The following is a 19,844-nucleotide window of genomic DNA, read 5'->3' as shown; positions in this document are numbered from 1 at the left end:
TGCACGCCGATGATGCGCTGCGTGGCCTTGTCGGCCACGATCTTGATCATGCCGTGTTCCTCGCGGTTGATCATGGCCTTGGCGTCGATGTTCATGGGCACCTTGACCTCGGCGGCATCGATGCCGCGGGCCCTGGCCTGTTCCATGGACAGGCCGACGAAGGCGGCCTCGGGACGGGTGAAGATCACGCCGCAGTCCTTGTCCTGATCGTAGACCATGTCTTCGCCGAGGATGGTGGCCGCCGCGACCCGCCCCTGCTGGGCTGCCGTGTGTGCCAGCATCAGGCCACCGATGACGTCGCCAATGGCGAAGATGTGCGGCACGCTGGTCCGGCAGCGCTTGTCGGCCCTGATGACCGGGCCGTCCAGGGCGACACCGGCCTGGTCCAGGCCAAGGCCGTCAACTACCGGGCGCTTGCCGGTGGCCATGATGACGTAGTCGGCCTTGAGCCTGTGCGTTTTGCCCTCGGCATCGGCGTACTCGGCCGTCACCGCGCCGGGCTTGCCGCTGATGCGGTTCAGCCGCACACCGGTGTGCAGGGTCAGCCGCGGATCGGCATCCAGCACCGCAGTGAGCTGTTTCGCGATCTCCGGCTCGACCTCGGCCAGAATGCGATCCTGGGCCTCCAGCAGCGTAACCTCGGCGCCGAAGTCCTGGAAGATCTGCGCCATTTCCACGCCGATGGCGCCGCCGCCGACGACGATGAGCTTCTGCGGCGGCTCCTCGAGGAACCACACGGTATCGGATGTCAGCACCGAACCCGCCTCGACGCCTTCGCGGGCACCCTCGATGGGCGGCACGAAGGGCGGTGCGCCGGTGGCAATCACCGCGCAGCCGAAGGTCTTCGTCATGCCCTGCTTGCCATCGCCGGGCAGGGCGCGGGCGTGAGGGTCGTCCTGATTGCCACCCTGGTCGATGAACAGGGTGTGGGCATCGACGAAGCGGCCGTAGCCCTGGATGACCTCGATGCGCACGCCCTTGTCGGTATTGAGCGCCATCTGGCCGCGCGTCTCCAGCACCTTGCGACGATGGGCCTCCAGCGCCTTCCAGTCCAGCCGGGGCCGGTCGGTACCGAGCACGCCGAGGTCAGGGTCGTGGGCACGCTCACGGATACGGTCGGCCGCCGCCCGCCAGGCCTTGGAGGGAATGCAGCCGCGCCAGAGGCACTCGCCCCCCGGATAGGGGGCGTCGTTGACCATGGCGACCTTGAGCCCGTGCGCCGCCAGATCCCGGGCGCAGTCCTCGCCGCCCGGTCCGCCGCCGACCACGATCACGTCGTAGTCCCAGTCGCCCTCGGGGATGGCGGGGCCGCTCGGACCCATCCAGCTATCCGGCTGCTCGATGAGCTGCTTGAGTTCACCCAGATAGAGGGCGACATCGGCGCCGTTGACCACCCGATGGTCGGCGGTGATGGTGAAGGGACTGCCGTCCGGGCCGTCGGCCGCAATCGCCAGAATGGCGGCGATGCCCGGCGTGGCAATGGCGTCGAAGTGGGTGACGCCGAACATGCCCATGTTGGATATCTGGAAGGTCGAGCCCTGGTATTCCTCGGGCTTCAGGCGCCGCTTGCGCGCGCGCCCGACCAGATCCTTCCAGTCCTCGTTGAGTTCATCGAGGGTGCGCGACTCGCAGCCCTTGAGCACCGGCACCACCAGCCCGCCACCGTCGGCAGCCACGGCCATGCCGATGTCCACGCTGCTGCGCTCCACCAACTGGTCGACCGGCTTGTAGCACCAGTTCATCTTCGGGTGATTGCGCATGGCCTCGGCACAGGCCTTGGCAATGGCGACCGTGACCGACACGCCCCTGGCCTTGGCGGCCCGGATCAGCGCGCCGAGGCGGATGTTGCTGGTCACATGGAAGGTGGGCATCGACAGCGATTCGGTCATGGAATGACTGATCGCGGCTTCCAGCTTGTTCATCTTGCGGCCCGGCCAGGGGACATCCACCTGCGGGAAGCCGCCGGCACCGGCCGCGGTCGCCTGCGGCTGCGCCTGGGCCACGTCCGCGGCCAGGATCACCCCGCCCGGCCCGGTGCCGGGCACGGTATCGAGATCGATGCCGCGGGCGCCGGCCAGCTTGCGTGCCAGCGGCGTCGCGCCCCGGCCATGCGGGCGCGGTGCGGGCGCGATGCCCGCCGGAACGGAGGGCACCGCGGCCGAAGGCGTGGCTGCCGGCGCAGGCGCCGGTGCGGAGCCGGCGGGTTCCGGTTTCGGTTCCGCGGCGGCGGCTGCCGGGGCCGCGGTTTCGTCCACCACCTGTTCGGGCTCCGCCACCAGGTAGGCCAGTGGCGCGCCCACCGGCACCACGCTGTCCACCGGCGCGATCGGCCCCGACAGGTAGCCTTCCTTGAACACCTCCACGTCCATGATGGCCTTGTCGGTTTCGACCTGGGCCACCACGGTGCCACGCTCGATGCGATCGCCGGGCTTCTTCTCCCAGCTCACCACCACGCCCTCGGTCATGGTATCGGAGAGCTGCGGCATGATGATGGTGTGCACCGTGCCCTGCGGCGCCTCGGCCGCTACAGGCGCGGATTCGACGGGAGTCGCGGCCGCTTCCTCCGGCGCCGCCTGCTCCGCTCCGGCCTCGGCCGGTTCCGGTGCGGCGGGTACGGCCGGCGTGGCCTCGCCCTGCTGAACCTCCGAGGAATCGGCAACGATATAGCCGATGGGCTCGCCGACCGGCACCGTGCTGTCGACCGGCGCCAGCGGCCCGGACAGGTAGCCGTCGCGGAACACCTCCACGTCCATGATGGCCTTGTCGGTCTCCACCGTGGCCACGATGTCGCCGCGCTTGATCTCGTCGCCGATATTCTTTTCCCAGCTCACGATGACGCCTTCGGTCATGGTGTCCGAGAGCTGGGGCATCTTGATTGCGTAGGGTTCAGCCATGAAACACTCTTGTGTCGCTGTGCGCTTTTGGCGCGTTGTTCACTCCGGCTGCGGCACGGACTTTTTGGGTCCGCCGCGCCATGTTCGATCCCGCCACGCGACCCGCAGCGCGCGGCACCCGGTACCTGTACCGGGCCCCGTGCTCGCCTGCTTCGGGGCGACCTGCCGGCCGCTACTTGCCGAACAGCCTGCGAACGGCCGCGACCACGTCCCCGGCATTGGGGATGGTCGCCTTTTCGAGCGTGTGGTTATAGGGCACGGGCACGTTCTTCGCCGACACACGCACCGGTGGCGCGTCCAGCTCGAAGAAGCATTCCTCGTTGATGATGGCCATGACCTCGGCGCCGACCCCGACCGGGGCCTCGGCCTCCTCGACCACCACGGCGCGATGGGTCCGCGACACCGATTCGCGAATGCCCTGCCGATCCAGCGGCGAGAGTGCGTAGAGATCCACCACCTCGGCCTCGATGCCGAAGTCGCGGGCCAGCAGCTCGGCGGCCTGCAGGCACCAGTGGACCGAGATGTTGTAGCCAAACAGGGTGACGTCGCGACCCGGGCGGGCGATCTCGGAACCCTCCAGCGGATGGAAGTACTCCTCGTCCGGCACCTCGCCCTTCATGTTGTACATGAGCTCGTGTTCGTTGATGAACACGGGATCGTCGCAGCGCACGGCGGACTTGAGCAGGCCATAGGCCTGTCGCGGGTTGCTGGGCGTCACCACGCGCAGCCCGGCGATACCCATGAACACCTTCTCCATGCGCGCCGAGTGCTGGGCACCGAGCTGGTGCGCGGTGCCGCCCGGCGAGCGAATGACCACCGGCGCGGTGAGCTGGCCGCCAGACATGTAGCGCACCTTGGCCGCGGTATTGAAGATCTGGTCGGTCGCCAGCCAGGCAAAGTTCACCGACATGATCTCGATGATGGGCCGCACGCCGATGAAGGAGGCACCGATCCCCAGACCGGTGTAGCCGTTCTCGGAAATCGGTGTATCGATCACCCGCTCGGGGCCGTACTTGTCATACAGGCCCTGGGTGGCCTTGTAGGTACCACCGGCCACGCCGATGTCCTCGCCCATGGCGATCACCAGCGGATCACGGGCCATTTCCTCGTCGTGGGCGCGGCGAATCGCCTCCCAGTACATCATTTCCGCCATCAGTGCGCCCCTCCCCGGACCCAGGGATCATTCTCCGCCAGCACATACTTCTCGAGTTCCTCGACCCGGGGCTCGGGCGAGTTCTCGGCGAAGGGGATGATCTCGTTCTCGATTTCGTCGAGGATCTCGGTATCCATGTTCTTGTAGTCGTCCAGGGTGAGGTGACCACCCTCGATCAGCTTGTCGCGCAGCATGATGATGGGGTCGCGCTTGGACCACATGCGCTCCTCTTCCTTCGGACGATAGGCATTGGAGTCCGACATGGAATGACCGCGGTAGCGGTAGGTCATGAGTTCGAGGAAATAGGGACCCTTGCCCGAGCGCACATGGTCCACCGCCTTCTTCGCCGCCTTGAACACGGCCTCGATGTCCTGACCGTCGGCCTGGGCAGCGGGAATGCCGTAGCCGCAGACACGCTTGTACTGGTCGACGACCGCGGTGGAACGGTCGATACGGGTGCCGATGCCATAGAGATTGTTCTCGCAGACGTAGAGCACCGGCAGCTTCCACAGCGCGGCCATGTTCAGCGACTCGTGGAAGGTCCCCTGGTTGTTGGCGGCATCGCCGAGGAAGCAGATGGCAATCTCGTCACCGCCCTTCATCTTGATGGCCTTGGCCAACCCGGCTGCCAGCGGGAAGGGTCCGCCGACCAGGGCATAGCCGCCCATGAAGTGGTGCTCGACATCGAAGATGTGCATGGAGCCGCCACGGCCCTTGCTGGAACCGGTCTCCTTGCCGAACAGCTCCGCCATCACGGCCTTGGGATCGGCACCGCACTTGATGGCATGCACGTGATCGCGATAGCCGGTGATGACATAGTCCTCTCCGGGCCGGGCCGCCTCCATGACGCCGTGCACGCAGGCCTCCTGACCGGGATAGAGGTGGAGAAAGCCACCGATCTTGCGCTCCACGTAGGCTTCGTAGCAGCGCTCCTCGAAGCGTCGCGCGAACAACATCTCGCGCAACAGCCGTTTCTTGTCCGCGACGTTCATGAAACTCCTTCGCTCAGTCGAGGGCACCGCGAGCGCCCGCATGGCACCCGAAGCGGGTTCGGGCGCCGGACATTGCCGCGAACTGCGGCAACAGAAAAGCCCCGGCGGACAGGTACCCGGAGAAGAACAAGCGCGATATGATCAGTGTTTTGCCGGGACAGGTCAAGGCGAACAGGATGCGTATCCCCTACCAGGCCCTTGAAAAAATAACAATTAATGAAATCGGCGAGGGTATTGCGGCGGATCGCTTCAAGACCGCGGACCTGGCCGTGGTTCTGTTGCCCGCACGGCCGGGCCGCATCCGCTGGTCTGCCCTGCCCGACGGGCACCGTCTCAAGGCACGCCTTGCGCAGGCCCAGGATGACGAGTTGTTGACGGAGCTGTGCGATACCGGAGCGACCCGCCTGCTGATCGCCCGGGTGCCGGTGGATGCGGACGGCTTCCGCCGACTGGAGCGGGCCCGGAAACTGCTGGAAGGGGGGCTGCGGCCACGGGACCGCGCGCTGCTGATCGACACCCGGCTGTTGCCGGAGTCGGCGGCTGCGGACTGGAGCGAGGCACTGGTCAGCGCTGCGCTGGCCCGCATCGCACCGCTGCCCAGCCGCAAGCGCGAACCGCCGCCGCCCTGGGGCCTGCGCCGGATCGACCTGGCCGGCGCGCACCCGCCCGCGCTGTCACGCGCCCGCGCCGCGGCCCAGGGCAACCATATCGCCCGCTGGCTGGCCCGATTGCCCGGCAACGAGCTCACACCGGCGCGCTATCGCCGGCTGGCCGAGGATCTGGCCCGGCGGGAGGGAATCTCCAGCCGCTTTCTGGGCGAAGCCGCCCTGGAACGGCTCGGCGCCGGCGCCTTCCTGGCCGTGAGCCGCGCCAGCGAACGCCGCGACGCCGGCATCCTGCACCTGCGCTACCGTCCCCGCGGCGGCGGGCGCCGCCCCGCGCTGGCCCTGGTGGGCAAGGGCATCTGCTTCGACACCGGCGGCGTCAATCTCAAGAGCGCGCGCTACATGCACGGCATGCACGAGGACATGAGCGGCAGCGCGGTCGCGCTCGGCACCCTGCTGGCGCTCAAGCGGCTGAAGTTTCCGCTGGCGGTGGACTGCTGGCTGGCGCTGGCGGAAAATCACATCGGCCCGCGGGCGTACAAGCCCAACGACGTGGTTCACGCCTGCGACAGGACCAGCATCGAAATCGTCCATACCGATGCCGAAGGGAGAATGGTACTGGCCGACACCCTGGCGCTGGCGAGCCGCAGCCGGCCGCGACTGATGCTGGACTTCGCCACCCTCACCGGGGCCTGCGTACAGGCCCTGTCCACCCGCTACAGCGGCGCCCTGTGCAATCGGGCACATCTGCACCGGGCCATCGAGACCGCCGGCCGCGAAAGCGGCGAGCGTGTCTGGCCCTTCCCCATGGACGATGACTATGACCAGGCACTGGAAAGCGATATCGCCGACATACGACAATGCACCCTGGACAGCGAGGCGGATCACATCCTCGCCGCCCGCTTCCTGAACCGCTTCGTCGCCCCGGACACGGCCTGGATACACCTGGACCTGTCCGCGAGCCGGCACAAGGGCGGCCTGGCGCACGTCCCCACCGACAACACCGGATTCGGGGTGGGCTTCGCGCTCCGTCTGCTGGAGCAGGACAAGATCCGGCGACTGTGGGAAGCTTGCTGAGGCGATGATGCCGGCACAACCGGGGCCGTGGCCGACGACGGCCTTGCAACCATCCGCCCGGGTGCAATATGCGGGCTAACCGCTCCGGCGGCTTGACAACAGGACATCCCGTGACCGACGAAATCACGATCACCCGCCCCGACGACTGGCACCTGCACCTGCGCGACGACGCCGTGCTGCGCGACCTGGTGCCACACACCGCGCGCCAGTTCCGCCGCGCCATCATCATGCCCAACCTGAAGCCGCCGGTCACCGACACTGCCGCGGCACTGGCCTATCGCGAGCGCATCCTCGCCGCCTGCCCGCCGGATGCCGACTTCGAGCCGCTGATGACGTTGTATCTGACCGACCGCCTGCCGCCCGAGGAGATCCGGCGCGCGGCGGACAGCGGCCATGTGCATGCGGTCAAGCTCTACCCCGCCGGCGCCACCACCCATTCCGATGCCGGCGTCACCGACCTGCGTCACTGCGACGCAACGCTGGCGGTGATGGAGGAACTGGGCATGCCGCTGCTGGTGCATGGCGAGGTGACGGATGCCGAGGTGGACGTGTTCGACCGCGAGGCAATGTTCATCGAACGCCACCTGGTCCCGCTGACCCGGCGCTTTCCGCACCTGAAGATCGTGCTGGAACACATCACCACGCGCGAGGGTGTGGCCTTCGTGCGCGACAGCGGCCCCAACGTCGCCGGCACCCTCACCGCCCATCACCTGCTGATGAACCGCAACGCCATGTTCGCCGGTGGTATCCGCCCCCACCACTACTGCCTGCCGGTACTCAAGCGCGAGCAGCACCGGCGCGCACTGGTCGAGGCCGCGACCAGCGGCGACCCGGCCTTCTTTCTGGGCACCGACAGCGCGCCCCATCCCCGCGGCGCCAAGGAATCGGCCTGCGGCTGCGCCGGCATGTACACGGCCCATGCCGCCATCGAACTCTATGCCGAGGTCTTCGAGGCGGCCGGCGCGCTGGACCGGCTGGAGGCCTTCGCCTCCTTCCACGGCCCCGACTTCTACGGCCTGCCCCGCAACAGCGGGCAGATCCGGCTGCGCCGCGAATCCTGGCGGGTACCGGACCACTACCCCCTGGGCGACAGCGAGGTGGTGCCCCTGCGTGCGGGCGAGGAGATCGGCTGGCGCATGTTGTGAGTACGGGAAATCGCCATCCCCCCGGCGATCCTTTATCCTTCGCCCATGGATGCCAACAAGCCCGCCCCCATCGCCCGGCGTTTCCGCGGTTTCCTGCCGGTGGTGGTCGATGTCGAGACCGCCGGTTTCAACCCGAAACGCGACGCCCTGCTGGAGATCGCCGCCGTCACCCTGACCATGGATGAGGACGGCTACATGCAGCGGCTGGAAACCCACGCCGTACATGTGGAACCCTTCTCGGGCGCCAACCTCGACCAGCGGGCGCTGGACTTCACCGGCATCGATCCCTTCAACCCCTTCCGCATGGCCAAGCCGGAGCGCGAGGCGCTGCAACAGATCTTCCAGCCCATCCGCCAGCAGGTGAAGCAGACCCAGTGCAGCCGCGCCATCCTGGTCGGGCACAATCCCTCCTTCGACCTCGCCTTCGTCAAGGCGGCCGCCGACCGCGCCAACATCAAGCGCAACCCCTTTCACCTGTTCAGCACCTTCGACACCGCCACCCTGGGCGGGCTGGCCTTTGGCCAGACGGTGCTGGCGCGCGCGGTGCAGGCGGCAGGGATCGAGTGGAACGACGGCCAGGCACACTCCGCCATCTACGACGCGGAACGCACGGCCGACCTGTTCTGCGCCATCGTCAACCGCTGGCGGGATCTCGCGGGGGAGACCTGCCTGGCGCCGCTGGAGGAATGCAGCGAGGAAGGCGGGGACAGCCGCAGCGGCGGGCTGTGACGCCGCCGCCCGAAGGCGGCGGCTGATCAGCAGGGTCAGCGTACCTCGAAGGCCCAGCCCGGCGTCGCCGGCAGTCGCGGCATGGATTGCTCGGGGAACTCGCCGGTGAGCGCATTCAGGAAGGCCACGATGTCCTTCACCTCTTCGTCGCTCAGGCCGCGATTGAGCTGGGTCTTCGCCATAACACGTACTGCCTCGTCCAGGGTCCGCACCGCGCCGTTGTGGAAGTAGGGAGCGGTCAGCGCGATGTTGCGCAGGGTCGGCACCCGGAACACATGGCGATCGCTTTCGTTGCCGGTCACGGCGAAGCGGCCGGCATCCGCCATGAAGTCATAGCGCTTCACATACTCGTTATCGGTGAAGGTCGGGAACTTCATGAACAGGGTGCCGCCAAAGGTGGGCGCGGCATGACAGGCGGTGCAACCCACGGCGTTGAAGGTCTCCAGCCCCCGGCGCTGCTGCGCGCTCAATGCCTTCTTGTCGCCCTTGGCGAAGCGGTCATAGGGGCTGTTGGGCGTGATCAGGGTGCGCTCGTAGGCCGCGACGGCGCGCGCGGCGTTGTCCACGGTCATGGCATCGGCACCGAACGCACGCTCGAAATACTGCCGGTAGCCGGGAATGGCACGCACCCGGTCCATGGCCTGTTCCAGTTCGCTCATGCCCATTTCCACCGGATTCACCACCGGCCCCTTGGCCTGGTCCTCGAGGGTCGCGGCGCGCCCGTCCCAGAACTGAGCAACATTGAAGGCGGCGTTCCAGACCGTCGGCGCGCTGCGGCCGCCGGTCTTGCCATGCACGCCCATGGACACGGGCCGGTTGTCCTCGCCGCCCAGCATCACGTTGTGGCAGGAATTGCAGGAGACGGTGCCGGTGGCGGAAAAACGCGGATCGAAATAGAGCATCCGCCCGAGTTCGACCTTCGCCTCGGTGGTCGGATTGTCGGCCGGGGCGGGCGCCACCTCGGGCAACGCGGGCCAGTCGGCCGCCGCCAGCGGGGTGTTGAGGCCAAGGCCAAGCAGGCCGGTCAGGGCAAGGGTTCTTAAGGTGTTCATGCGGGACTCCCGTGCGTTTAAACCATGACATGAATATGATTAATATAGAATGATTCTATATAAGATGGCAGTTATATTCAAGGCCGGTTTTCCGCCTCGTCCGGCCTCGGCTACACTGTCCGCTCATCCCCCAGGAACACAAGCCGTCTCATGCCCAGTCTTCCCGAAAAGGACCAGCAGATCCTCCACGCCCATGCCGGGCTGATCCACCGGGTGGTGGTCGCCTGCCAGAACCCGGCCCTGGTGCCGGATCTGGACGACATCCTCGCCATCGCCGAGAAAAACGAATGGCACGCACTGGTGGCCGCCATCCGCCGTATCCTCGCCGGGGAACGCGAGATCAGCCGCCTGCCGGGGCTGGACGAGGAGGACAAGGTCATCGTCGGCGCCATCCTGCGCGGCATCCAGAACCCCGACACCCTGCCCGACCTCAATGCCGATTTCGACAGCAGCCTGGCCGCCCCCGGCATCGCCTCTCTGATCCACGCCGCGCGTACCGGCAACACGGAGGCCCTGCAGATGATCGCCAACATGGCCCAGCAGATGCTCAAGGCGGGTGGCGACATGGCGCGACTCGCCGCCATCATCCGGCCTCTGGTGACCGGCGAACGCGATGTCGACAAGCTGACCGAGGATTTCAGCGACAAGGGTCGCGAGCTGGTTGCCGACATCGTGCGCGAGCTGCAGCGGCTGGAGACGCATTGACCCGCAGACTTATTAACCCGGCAATCAGATATGACTGTCGGTTGCCGCAGCAGGCGGCGTCAGATCCACCTGCACCCGCAGCCCGCCCAGTTCGGGCGATTCGTCCAGCCGCAGCACCGCCGGATATCTCGCCAGGATGTCGCGGACGATGGCCAGGCCCAGACCATGGCCGGGTACCGTCTCGTCCAGCCGCCGGCCGCGGGCGAGCAGCCGCTCGCGCGCCTCGGGTGGCACACCGGGACCGTCGTCCTCCACCACCAGCGACAACCGGCCGTCGACCGATTCCGCCGACACCCGCACCCGCCCGCGGGCCCACTTGCAGGCGTTGTCGAGCAGGTTGCCCAGGACCTCGGTGAGGTCCTCGGCGTCCATCGGCCAGCGCAGCCCGACGGGCACCGCGTTTTCCAGTGCCGGGCCGCGCGCCTGATGAACGGCAGCCATCACCTTGAACAGGTCTGTGACCACCGGCCGCAGCTCCACGGCCGCGCCGCCCGGAGTGCCGCCGGCAATGTGCGCCCGGCGCAGCTCGCGCTGCATGAGGGCGTCTATGCGGTCGACGGCCGTGTTCAGCGCTTCACGCACCTCGGGGTCCTGCAGCCGCTCGGGGTGATCCAGGATCTGGCGCATCCGCGCCAGCGGCGTCTTCAGGGCATGGGCGAGATTACCCAGCGCCTCGCGCGAGGCGGCGAGCCGCGCCTCGACCGTATCCAGCAGCCGGTTGAACTCCGCCACCAGCGGCCGCACCTCGGCCGGCGCATCCGGCTCGAGCCGTGGCCGCGCGCCGGCCTGCCATTCCGCCAGCGCCCGCCGGGTCGCCTCCAGCGGCGCCAGGCCGCGCCGCAGCTGCCAGCGCAGCCAGAGCAGCATCAGCAGCAGCGCGCACACTGCGGCGATACCGTACAGCCACTGCAACCGATGCACCGCGCGGACCACGGGCGTCATGTCCTCGGCCACGGCCAGAGTAACCGCCGCACCGCCCTTGTCGAAGCCCTGCACCAGGACCCAGAGACGCTGGCCGGCCGGACCCGGCCGTTCCAGCAGCCGCCGCTCCCCGACCGCCAGCCGCGGCACCTGCAGATCCTCGTCCCACAGCGAGCGCGAGCGAATCACCTGCCGCCCGTCGTCGATGCGAAAGTAGTGTCCGGACAGCACCTGGGCATAGACCGGGCCGGCCCGCGCGCTGTCGACCTCCAGCCCGCCATCCGGGGTGATCTTCAGCGCGGCCAGCAGGGCGTCGGCATCGTGCTCCAGGCGCGCCTCGACATAGCGCTCGATCAGCCATCGCAGCCCCTGGCCGCTGGCCAGCCCCAGGGCCAGCAACAGCAGCACCAGGCCCGCGCCCAGCCCCAGCCGCAGCCGCGCTTCGATGGCGTTCACCCGTCCACACCCCGGAAGCGATAGCCCTGGCCCCTGCGGGTCTCGATCACCGCGTCGCCCAGCTTGCCACGCAGGCGGCGCACATAGACCTCGATGACATTGCTGTCACGATCGGCGTCATACTCATAGACATGCTCGGCAAGCCGGGACTTGGACAGGATGCGGTCGGGGTGCAGCATGAAGTAGCGCAGCAGGCGGAACTCGGTGGCCGTCAGCGGCACCGGCTCCCCGTCGCCGATCCGTACCGTCTGCCGCTCCTCGTCCAGCGCCAGCCCGCCCGCCTCCAGCCCGGCCCGGGCCCGCCCGGCGGCACGCCGGATCAGCGCTGCCAGTCGTGCGCGCAGTTCCTCGACATGGAAGGGCTTGGCCAGGTAGTCGTCGGCTCCCGCCCGGAAGCCAGCGACCTTCTCGTGCCAGGCATCGCGGGCGGTGAGAATCAGCACCGGCATGTCGAGCCCGGCATCGCGCCAGGCCCGCAACACCTCCAGCCCGCCCCGATCGGGCAGACCGAGGTCCAGAATCACGGCATCGTAGGGCTCGGTCTCGCCCAGGTGCTGACCGTCGATGCCGTTGCCCGCCACATCGACCGCATAGCCGGCCCGGGCGAGATCGGCGGCGAGATCGCGCGCCAGCCCGGCATCGTCCTCGACCAGCAGGATGCGCACGCGTCTCAGTCCTCCCCGGCCGGCGGCCCGATCGGCGTACCGCTGGCGGCATCCAGCTGCCATTCGCGCACCCGGCCGTCGGACCCCAGCACCTCGATCTCGTACACCAGCCGGCCGTCCTCGCGCTCCAGCTCCGCCTCCAGCACCCGGCTGCCCGGCGGCAACGACAGGCGCTCGAGGATCTCCGCCAGCGGCAGGATGGCCCCGGCCTCGCGCAGGCCGCGCACCGCCTCATGGTCGTCGGCCCGGGCAGCAGCCCCCGTCATCGCGAGGCCGGCAAGCAGCAGAAGCGGCAACAGGCGCCGCATCAGGGCCGCTCCGGCTTGCGGCCGGTGATCATGGCGCGCACCAGGTTCTCGCCGTGCAGCAGGCTCTCCACCAGCACGCCGGCCACATGCACCACCACCAGGAACAGGGTGAAGTTGGCCATGAACTCGTGCACACCCTCGAACACATCCTCCCAGGATTCGCCCAGATGCCCCAGCCAGCCGGCCAGCGGCCCGGCCTGCGCCTCGACGGCATACGCGGCCATGCCGAAGAAGGTGGTCAGCGCGAGGCTGGCGAGCAGCAGCAGGACCATGGCCCCGCCTGCCGGATTGTGCCCCGGATAGCGGCGCGGATGCAGCCGCAGCACGTCCCGCAGATAGGCCATCACGGTGGCGGGTCGACAAACGAAATCGCTGAAACGCGCATGCCGGGTGCCCACGAAGCCCCAGAGAATGCGAAAGGCCACCAGGCCGGCGACGGTGTAGCCGGCCAGCACATGCAGGTCCTGCCAGTCGTCCTCGGTCAGATAGGCGGTGAAGAAGGCCACCACCAGGGTCCAGTGGAACACTCTTACCAGCGGGTCCCAGACCCGGATCTCGTTCGTTGCCATTGCATTTCTCCCGGATTCGGTTGCTGAACACAGCCTATCCGGACAAGCTGAAACCAGCCTGAAACGAAAAGGCCCCGGCGATGCCGGGGCCTCGGAGTACGATCCGGCCGCAGCCGGGAGGCTCAGGAGGCCTCTTCCTCCGACTTGCCGCCGGCGCCGGAGACGGCCTCCTTGACCATCTTCTGCAGCTCGCCCTTCTGGTAGAGTTCCAGGGTGATGTCGCAGCCGCCGATCAGTTCGCCGTTGATGTAGATCTGCGGGAAAGTCGGCCAGTTCTGGAAGCGCGGCAGGTTCTCGAAGATCTCGGGATCGGCCAGCACGTTCACGTAGGCAAACTCCTCGCCACAGGCCTGCAGCGCCTGGGCGGCACGGCTGGAGTAGCCACACATCGGCATCTGCGGCGTGCCCTTCATGAAGATGACCACGGGGTGGCTGTCCACCGCCTGCTGAATGCGTTCCATGACGTCCATAGTGATTCGACCTCTCGCGCGAATACGGCCTGCCTGCAGGCCCGATGAATGAGACTGCGGCACAGTCTACCCCCCTTGGGAAGGGGAAAAAAGCGGCGTTTCAGGCGGGATTCCGGTCGACCTGGGTCTGCAGCCAGAATTCCAGCAGCGCCAGGTGCCAGAGCTTGCTGCCCAGGATGCGGGTGTGATGGGCCTCCGGCTCGGCCAGCAGCCGTTCGACGTAGGCGCGTCGGTAGAGGCCGCGCTCGCGACAGGCGCGGGAGTCGAGCACGTCGCGCATGAAGTCGAGAAAGGGTCCGCGCACGTATTTCAGCGCCGGCACCGGGAAATAGCCCTTGGGCCGGTCGATGACGGCATCGGGCAAACGGCCGCGGGCAATGCGCTTGAGCACATGCTTGCCGCCCGAGCCGAGCTTGTACTCGGGCGGCATCCGCGCCGCCAGCTCGACCAGGTGCTGGTCGAGAAAGGGCACGCGTGCCTCCAGCCCCCAGGCCATGGTCATGTTGTCCACGCGCTTGACCGGGTCGTCGACCACCAGCGTGGTCACGTCCAGGCGCAGCACCTGATCGATGAATTCGTCCGCGCCCGGTTCCGCCAGCCGCGCCGCAATCTTTGCCCCGGTGTAGTCGATGCTGGCGTACTCCGGGCCGATCATCTCCAGGTACTCGTCGTGATCCCGGTCGAAATAGTGGGCACGGAAGCGTTCCAGCGGCGTGCCCTCGGCCTCGACCATGCGCGGGTACCAGAAATAGCCGGCGAAGACCTCGTCCGCGCCCTGCCCGCTCTGCACCACCTTCACCGAGCGCGACACCTGCTCGGCGAGCAGATAGAAGGCCACCGCGTCCTGGCCGAACATGGGCTCGGCCATCTGCGCCACCGCTTCCGGCAGGCGTTTCAGCACCTCGTCGTTGGGAATTCGGTACTTGTGATGGTCGGTGCCGTAGCGCGCCACCACCTGGTCGGAGAACTCGAACTCGCTGCCCTTCTCCTCGGGCTGGTCCTCGAAACCGACCGAGAATGTGCGCAGGTCGTCCACCCCGGCCTCGGCCAGCAGGGCCACCAGCAGACTGGAATCCAGCCCGCCCGAGAGCAGCACGCCGACCGGCACGTCGCTGATGCGGATGCGGCGACGCACCGCCTCCAGCAAGGCGTCATGGATGGCCTCGGTCCACTCGGCCTCGTCCATCGGCTGCGCCGGCCGGCGCGCCTCCAGCTGCCAGTAGCGGCGCCTGGTCCAGCGACCGTCCGGCGTGATGGTCAGGGTATGCGCCGGTTCCAGCTTGCGGATGCCGCGCAACAGGGTCCGCGGCGCGGGCACCACCCCGTGCAGGGTGAACTGGTGGTGCAGGCCGACGCCATCGATGCCGGTATCCACTCTTCCGGTGGCCAGCAGCGCCTGGGCATTGGAGGCAAAGCGGAAGGCATCGCGATCGCGGCTGTAATAGAAGGGCTTGATGCCCATGCGGTCGCGTGCGGCGAACAGGATCTGGCGCTCGGTATCCCAGATGGCGAAGGCGAACATGCCGTGCAGCCGTTCCACGCAGCGCTCGCCCCAGGCCCGGTAGGCCTTGAGGATGACTTCGGTGTCGCCATGCGAGAAGAAACGATGGCCAAGCCCGGTCAACTCCTCGCGCAGCTCCGGGTAATTGTAGATGGTGCCGTTGAAGACGATGGCCAGACCCAGTTCCTGATCCACCATCGGCTGGTTGGCGTGCGGCGAGAGATCGATGATGGACAGGCGGCGGTGGCCCAGCGCCACCGGCCCGTCGTGGTAGCCGCCTTCGTGATCGGGGCCGCGCCGCTCCAGGCGCGACAGCATGCGCGCCAGGTCCTCGCGGTCCGGCCGCCGGCCGTCGAAACGCAGTTCACCGCAGATGCCGCACATGCCGCCGGCTCAGGAACGCGGAACGACCGTGAGCTTGGAGATCACCCGCCGCACGCCCTTGACCGAACCCGCGATCGCCACCGCCCGGCTGGCCACCCGCTGGCTGCCGACACTGCCGTAGAGTGTCACCACGCCACGGTAGGTATCGACATTGATGTCCAGCGCCGGCACCTCGGGGTCCTTGACATAGCGCGCGTTGATGGTCGAGGTGATGGTGGCATCATCGGCGATCTCCCCCACGGTGCGCTCGTCCTTGCCGACGTAGTAGCCGCCGGCGGCGGCACCGCCCACGACCAGCGCGCCACAGCCCTGCAGCAGCAGGGGCAGAACGAGAATCAGCCATCGGCACATGCGTGTCGTCTCCAGCTTCGTTTTCATGAATCGGTTGCGGGCGCGCCCCAGCCACCGCCACCCGGCGTGAGCAGGGTCAGGCGATCGCCCGCCTTCAGTACCAGTTGTGTCTTGCCCGGCAACGCCTCGCCGTTGAGCCGGTTCTCGCCGGGCAGTCCTGCCTCGCCGCCGGCCAGCCCCCAGGGGGCGTGGCGCCTGCGCTCGGTGAGCAGGGTCGCCCGTGCCGGCGCCAGAAACAGGTATTCGCGGATCAGACCGTCACCGCCGCGATGCCGACCTGCACCCCCGGAACCGCGCCGCACCGCATAGCGGGTGACGCGCAGCGGGTAACTGCTTTCCAGCACCTCCACCGGCGTATTGCGGGTGTTGGTCATGTGCGTCTGCAGGGCACTGGCGCCCGGCCGCTGCGGCCCTGCACCGGCACCGCCGCCCAGCGTCTCATAATAGTCCCAGCTGCCGGCCGCGCCACGTGCACCCATCGCAACATTGTTCATGGTGCCCTGGCTGGCCGCCGGAATGCGCTGTGGCAGGGCCTCGGCCAGCGCACCCAGCAGCACGTCGACGATGCGGCTGGAGGTCTCCACGTTGCCGGCCGCGACCGCTGCGGGCCGTTCCGCGTTGACCAGACAGCCGCGCGGCGCGCGCAACTCGATGGGCCGGAAGCTGCCGGCACAGGCGGGCGTCTGCGGCGGCATCAGGCAGCGAAACACATGGTACACGGCCGCGGCCGCCACCGAGAGCGGGCAGTTGATGTTGCCCGGCACCTGTTCCGCCGTACCCTCGAAGTTCACCACCACACCCGCGCCCGTGACCTCGACGCAGACCTCAATGGGGATGTCGGTGCGCCCCTGGCCGTCGTCGTCCATGCAGTCGCGAAAGCGGTAACGGCCGACCGGCAGCTCGGCCAGGGTCTCGCGGGCCAGGCGCTCGCCGTAGTCGTTGAGCGCGCCCAGTCCGGCGCGGAACCGGGCCAGCCCGAACTGGCCCACCAGCGCCTCCAGCCGCGCCGCACCCACCCGGTTGGCGCTGATCTGGGCGGAGAAATCGGCGCGGGTGAGCACCGGATCGGCCGTGGCCGAGAGCAAGCGCCCGAACAGGGCCTCGTCCGGAACCCCGCCGCGCAACAGCAGCGAAGGCGGAATCACCAGACCTTCCTCGTCCAGCCGCCGTGAGACGGGCATGGACCCGGGGCTGTGAGCGCCGATGTCGGCATGGTGGGCGCGGTTGGCCACGAATCCGAGCAGTTCATCGCCCAGGAACACCGGCGCAATCAGGGTGACATCCGGGAGGTGCGTACCGCCTAGAAAGGGGTCGTTGACGATCAGCATGTCGCCCGGCGCCCAGTCGACATCGGCCACCAGGTCACGCATGGCGAAGGCCATGCTGCCGAGGTGTACGGGGATGTGCGCGGCCTGGGCGCAGAGCTCACCGCCGGCATCGAACAGGGCGCAGGAATAGTCCAGCCGGTCGCGGATGTTCGGCGAGAAGGCCGCGCGCCGCAGCACGGCGCCCATCTCCTCGCACACGGCCTCGATGCGACTGGCGAACAGGCTGAGTTCAATGGCATCCATGGCGCCGCAGTTTAACCCAGGCGCCCCCTGCCCGGCCGGCCACCAGGCATACCCGACATAAATCGTTGGTTATAGGCGCCGCTTGGGTTAGAATGCGCCACCCGGTTTTGCAGCGGGGCCGCCCCAAGGGCCGGTCCTTGAGACACAACCCAATGTCCGAAGGAGTCACAGACATGGCACATGAACTGCCTTCCCTTCCCTACGCAATGGACGCTCTGGAGCCGCATATCTCCAAGGAGACCCTGGAGTATCACTACGGCAAGCATCACCAGACCTATGTCAACAATCTGAACAACCTCATCCAGGGCACCGAGTTCGAGAACGCGAGCCTGGAGGAAATCATCAAAAAGGCCTCCGGCGGGCTGTTCAACAACGCGGCCCAGGTCTGGAACCACACCTTCTACTGGAACTGCCTGAGCCCCAACGGCGGCGGTGAGCCCACGGGCGCCCTGGCCGAGGCCATCGACAAGGCCTTCGGCTCCTTCGCCGACTTCAAGGAGAAGTTCTCCACCTCGGCCGCCACCAACTTCGGCTCCGGCTGGACCTGGCTGGTGAAGAACGCCGATGGCAGCCTGGAGATCGTCAACACCAGCAACGCCGGCAACCCCATGACGGAGGGCAAGACGCCGCTTCTGACCTGCGACGTCTGGGAGCACGCCTACTACATCGACTACCGGAATGCCCGGCCCAAGTATGTCGAGGCCTTCTGGAACCTGGTCAACTGGGATTTCGTCGCCAAGAACTTCGGCGGCTGATCCCCGCTGCCTCTCTGGAATGGCCACGGGGGCACCCGTGGCCATTCTCGTTTGGGGGCATGAAACAGATAAACGGCCACGGAACACCCAACATTTTCCGTGCTTCCCGCGTGTTCCGTGGCCATTATAATAGTCTGATTTCAATATTGTTATTTTGTCCCGGCGGTTTGAGGTGGCTGAATTTGCACCCACGCAGGGGACTCGCTAGAATTCACTCTTTGCGGTCGGCGGCTCTCTGGGCTGCCGTTTGTTTTTTGGGTCCTTGACTTTTCTGGGGACATGAACAACGACCATCTGATGCCCACCTACGCCCGCCTGCCGGTGCGCTTCGTGCGCGGCGAGGGCGTGCGGCTGTGGGACGAGGACGGGCACGAATACCTGGATGCCCTTTCCGGCATCGCGGTCTGCGGCCTGGGCCATGCCCACCCGGCCGTCACCCGCGCCCTGTGCGAGCAGGCCGGCACCCTCGTCCACACCTCGAACCTGTACGACATTCCCCGCCAGGAAGCACTGGCAGACCGGCTCGCGGCCGTGACCGGCATGGAACGGGCCTTCTTCGCCAATTCCGGCGCCGAGGCCAACGAGGCGGCCATCAAGCTGGCGCGCCTGCATGGCCACCGCCGCGGGATCCGGAAGCCTGCCATTATCGTTACCGAGGGCAGCTTCCACGGCCGCACCCTGGCCACGCTCACCGCCACCGGCAGCCGCAAGGTGCAGGCCGGCTTCGAACCCCTGGTGGCCGGCTTCGTGCGCGTCCCCTTCGACGATCTGGAAGCCGTCGCCAATGTTGCGCGCAATCACGACGACGTGGTGGCGGTACTGGTCGAACCGGTTCAGGGCGAGGGCGGTGTTCGCGTGCCCGATCCCGGCTATCTGCCCGGCCTGCGCGCCCTGTGCGACGAGCAAGGCTGGCTGCTGATGCTCGACGAGATCCAGACCGGTGCCGGCCGCACTGGCCGCTGGCTGGCCTGCCAGCATTCCGGGGTACTGCCGGACGTGCTCACCCTGGCCAAGGGACTGGGCAACGGCGTGCCCATCGGTGCCTGCCTGGCGCGCGGCGAGGCGGCCGATGTCTTCGCCCCGGGCAATCACGGCTCGACCTTCGGTGGCAACCCGCTGGCCTGTGCGGCAGCGCTCGCGGTGCTGGACACGCTGGACAAGGACGGCCTGGTCGCGGCCGCGGAGCGGCTGGGAAGGCGCATGCTCGACGGTCTGCGCGCGGCGCTGGCCGGCGTATCCGGGGTCAATGATATCCGTGGCCTCGGCCTGATGCTGGCGGTGGAACTGGACCGTCCCTGCGGCGAGCTGGTCATGCGCGCGCTGGAACGCGGCCTGCTGATCAACGTCACCGCGGAACGGGTGATCCGGCTGCTGCCGCCGCTGATCCTGGCCGATGCCCAGGCCGACCGCATCGTCGACGAAGTCGCCGCACTGGTACGCAGCTTCACCTCGGAAGGGGCCGCGGCGTGAGCGTGCGGCACTTCCTGACCCTGCTCGACCTGTCATCCGACGAGCTTCGTGCGCTGATCGCGCGCGCGATC

Annotated in this window: 18 protein-coding genes; 6 read left to right on the top strand and 12 right to left on the bottom strand. The window is 67.8% G+C overall.

Annotation, left to right across the window (positions count from 1 at the left end):
• From MVF76_RS03115 to pdhA, 3 genes are all read right to left on the bottom strand, one after another.
• Positions 1 to 2,894, bottom strand: a 2,894-nt coding sequence (locus MVF76_RS03115; RefSeq protein WP_297527330.1) for an FAD-dependent oxidoreductase, incomplete at its 3' end; no start/stop codon positions are given.
• A gap of 172 nt (positions 2,895 to 3,066) precedes the next feature.
• Complete coding sequence (locus MVF76_RS03110) at positions 3,067 to 4,047, bottom strand: alpha-ketoacid dehydrogenase subunit beta (protein ID WP_297527329.1); 981 nt, start codon at positions 4,045 to 4,047, stop codon at positions 3,067 to 3,069.
• Positions 4,047 to 5,039 (bottom strand): pyruvate dehydrogenase (acetyl-transferring) E1 component subunit alpha, encoded by a 993-nt coding sequence (gene pdhA / locus MVF76_RS03105; protein WP_297527328.1) that lies wholly within the window; start codon positions 5,037 to 5,039, stop codon positions 4,047 to 4,049. Before pdhA ends, MVF76_RS03110 begins: the two co-directional genes overlap by 1 nt.
• A 176-nt stretch (positions 5,040 to 5,215) precedes the next feature.
• Between pdhA and MVF76_RS03100 the strand changes: the two genes are divergently transcribed.
• From MVF76_RS03100 to rnt, 3 genes are all read left to right on the top strand, one after another.
• Positions 5,216 to 6,721 (top strand): M17 family metallopeptidase, encoded by a 1,506-nt coding sequence (locus tag MVF76_RS03100; protein ID WP_297527327.1) that lies wholly within the window; start codon positions 5,216 to 5,218, stop codon positions 6,719 to 6,721.
• 110 nt (positions 6,722 to 6,831) lie between these two features.
• A complete protein-coding gene (gene pyrC / locus MVF76_RS03095) occupies positions 6,832 to 7,866 on the top strand; it encodes a dihydroorotase (RefSeq protein ID WP_297527326.1) in 1,035 nt (344 codons plus the stop codon).
• Between the two features lie 45 nt (positions 7,867 to 7,911).
• A complete protein-coding gene (rnt, locus tag MVF76_RS03090; RefSeq protein ID WP_297527325.1) occupies positions 7,912 to 8,595 on the top strand; it encodes a ribonuclease T in 684 nt (227 codons plus the stop codon).
• 35 nt (positions 8,596 to 8,630) lie between these two features.
• Here the strand turns inward: rnt and MVF76_RS03085 are convergent, their stop codons facing one another.
• Complete coding sequence (locus MVF76_RS03085) at positions 8,631 to 9,647, bottom strand: cytochrome-c peroxidase (protein WP_297527324.1); 1,017 nt, start codon at positions 9,645 to 9,647, stop codon at positions 8,631 to 8,633.
• A 150-nt stretch (positions 9,648 to 9,797) separates the two neighbouring features.
• Here MVF76_RS03085 and MVF76_RS03080 point away from each other — a divergent pair, with 150 nt between their 5' ends.
• Positions 9,798 to 10,352, top strand: coding sequence for a hypothetical protein (locus MVF76_RS03080; RefSeq protein WP_297527323.1), 555 nt, complete (start codon positions 9,798 to 9,800; stop codon positions 10,350 to 10,352).
• 24 nt (positions 10,353 to 10,376) lie between these two features.
• Here the strand turns inward: MVF76_RS03080 and MVF76_RS03075 are convergent, their stop codons facing one another.
• From MVF76_RS03075 to MVF76_RS03040, 8 genes are all read right to left on the bottom strand, one after another.
• A complete protein-coding gene (locus MVF76_RS03075; RefSeq protein ID WP_297527322.1) occupies positions 10,377 to 11,729 on the bottom strand; it encodes a sensor histidine kinase in 1,353 nt (450 codons plus the stop codon).
• The gene (locus MVF76_RS03070) at positions 11,726 to 12,394 is read right to left on the bottom strand and encodes a response regulator transcription factor (protein WP_297527321.1); all 669 of its coding nucleotides are present in this window, start codon (positions 12,392 to 12,394) and stop codon (positions 11,726 to 11,728) included. Before MVF76_RS03070 ends, MVF76_RS03075 begins: the two co-directional genes overlap by 4 nt.
• A gap of 5 nt (positions 12,395 to 12,399) precedes the next feature.
• On the bottom strand, positions 12,400 to 12,702 hold the full coding sequence (locus MVF76_RS03065) for a PepSY domain-containing protein (RefSeq protein WP_297527320.1): 303 nt from the start codon (positions 12,700 to 12,702) through the stop codon (positions 12,400 to 12,402).
• Positions 12,702 to 13,271 carry a cytochrome b/b6 domain-containing protein gene (locus MVF76_RS03060; protein WP_297527319.1) on the bottom strand — a complete coding sequence of 190 codons (570 nt, stop codon included), beginning with the start codon at positions 13,269 to 13,271 and terminating at the stop codon, positions 12,702 to 12,704. The genes MVF76_RS03065 and MVF76_RS03060 overlap by 1 nt, the downstream gene beginning before the upstream one ends.
• A gap of 122 nt (positions 13,272 to 13,393) precedes the next feature.
• Complete coding sequence (grxD, locus tag MVF76_RS03055) at positions 13,394 to 13,741, bottom strand: Grx4 family monothiol glutaredoxin (protein ID WP_297527318.1); 348 nt, start codon at positions 13,739 to 13,741, stop codon at positions 13,394 to 13,396.
• A 100-nt stretch (positions 13,742 to 13,841) separates the two neighbouring features.
• The gene (locus MVF76_RS03050) at positions 13,842 to 15,626 is read right to left on the bottom strand and encodes an N-acetylglutaminylglutamine amidotransferase (protein ID WP_297527317.1); all 1,785 of its coding nucleotides are present in this window, start codon (positions 15,624 to 15,626) and stop codon (positions 13,842 to 13,844) included.
• 9 nt (positions 15,627 to 15,635) lie between these two features.
• On the bottom strand, positions 15,636 to 16,004 hold the full coding sequence (locus tag MVF76_RS03045) for a BON domain-containing protein (protein WP_297527316.1): 369 nt from the start codon (positions 16,002 to 16,004) through the stop codon (positions 15,636 to 15,638).
• On the bottom strand, positions 16,001 to 17,548 hold the full coding sequence (locus tag MVF76_RS03040; RefSeq protein ID WP_297527315.1) for a hydantoinase B/oxoprolinase family protein: 1,548 nt from the start codon (positions 17,546 to 17,548) through the stop codon (positions 16,001 to 16,003). The genes MVF76_RS03045 and MVF76_RS03040 overlap by 4 nt, the downstream gene beginning before the upstream one ends.
• A 173-nt stretch (positions 17,549 to 17,721) precedes the next feature.
• On the opposite strand from MVF76_RS03040, the gene sodB reads away from it, so the two are divergent.
• Entirely contained in the window at positions 17,722 to 18,303 is a 582-nt protein-coding gene (gene sodB / locus MVF76_RS03035) for a superoxide dismutase [Fe] (protein ID WP_297527314.1), read from the top strand.
• A gap of 279 nt (positions 18,304 to 18,582) precedes the next feature.
• Entirely contained in the window at positions 18,583 to 19,773 is a 1,191-nt protein-coding gene (locus MVF76_RS03030; RefSeq protein WP_297527313.1) for an acetylornithine transaminase, read from the top strand.
• Positions 19,774 to 19,844: the final 71 nt, after the last annotated feature.

Source organism: Thiohalobacter sp., assembly GCF_027000115.1.
Classification (GTDB): domain Bacteria; phylum Pseudomonadota; class Gammaproteobacteria; order Thiohalobacterales; family Thiohalobacteraceae; genus JALTON01.
The sequence above is the reverse complement of the archived record's forward strand: the minus strand, read 5'-3'. Positions and strand labels throughout refer to the sequence as shown.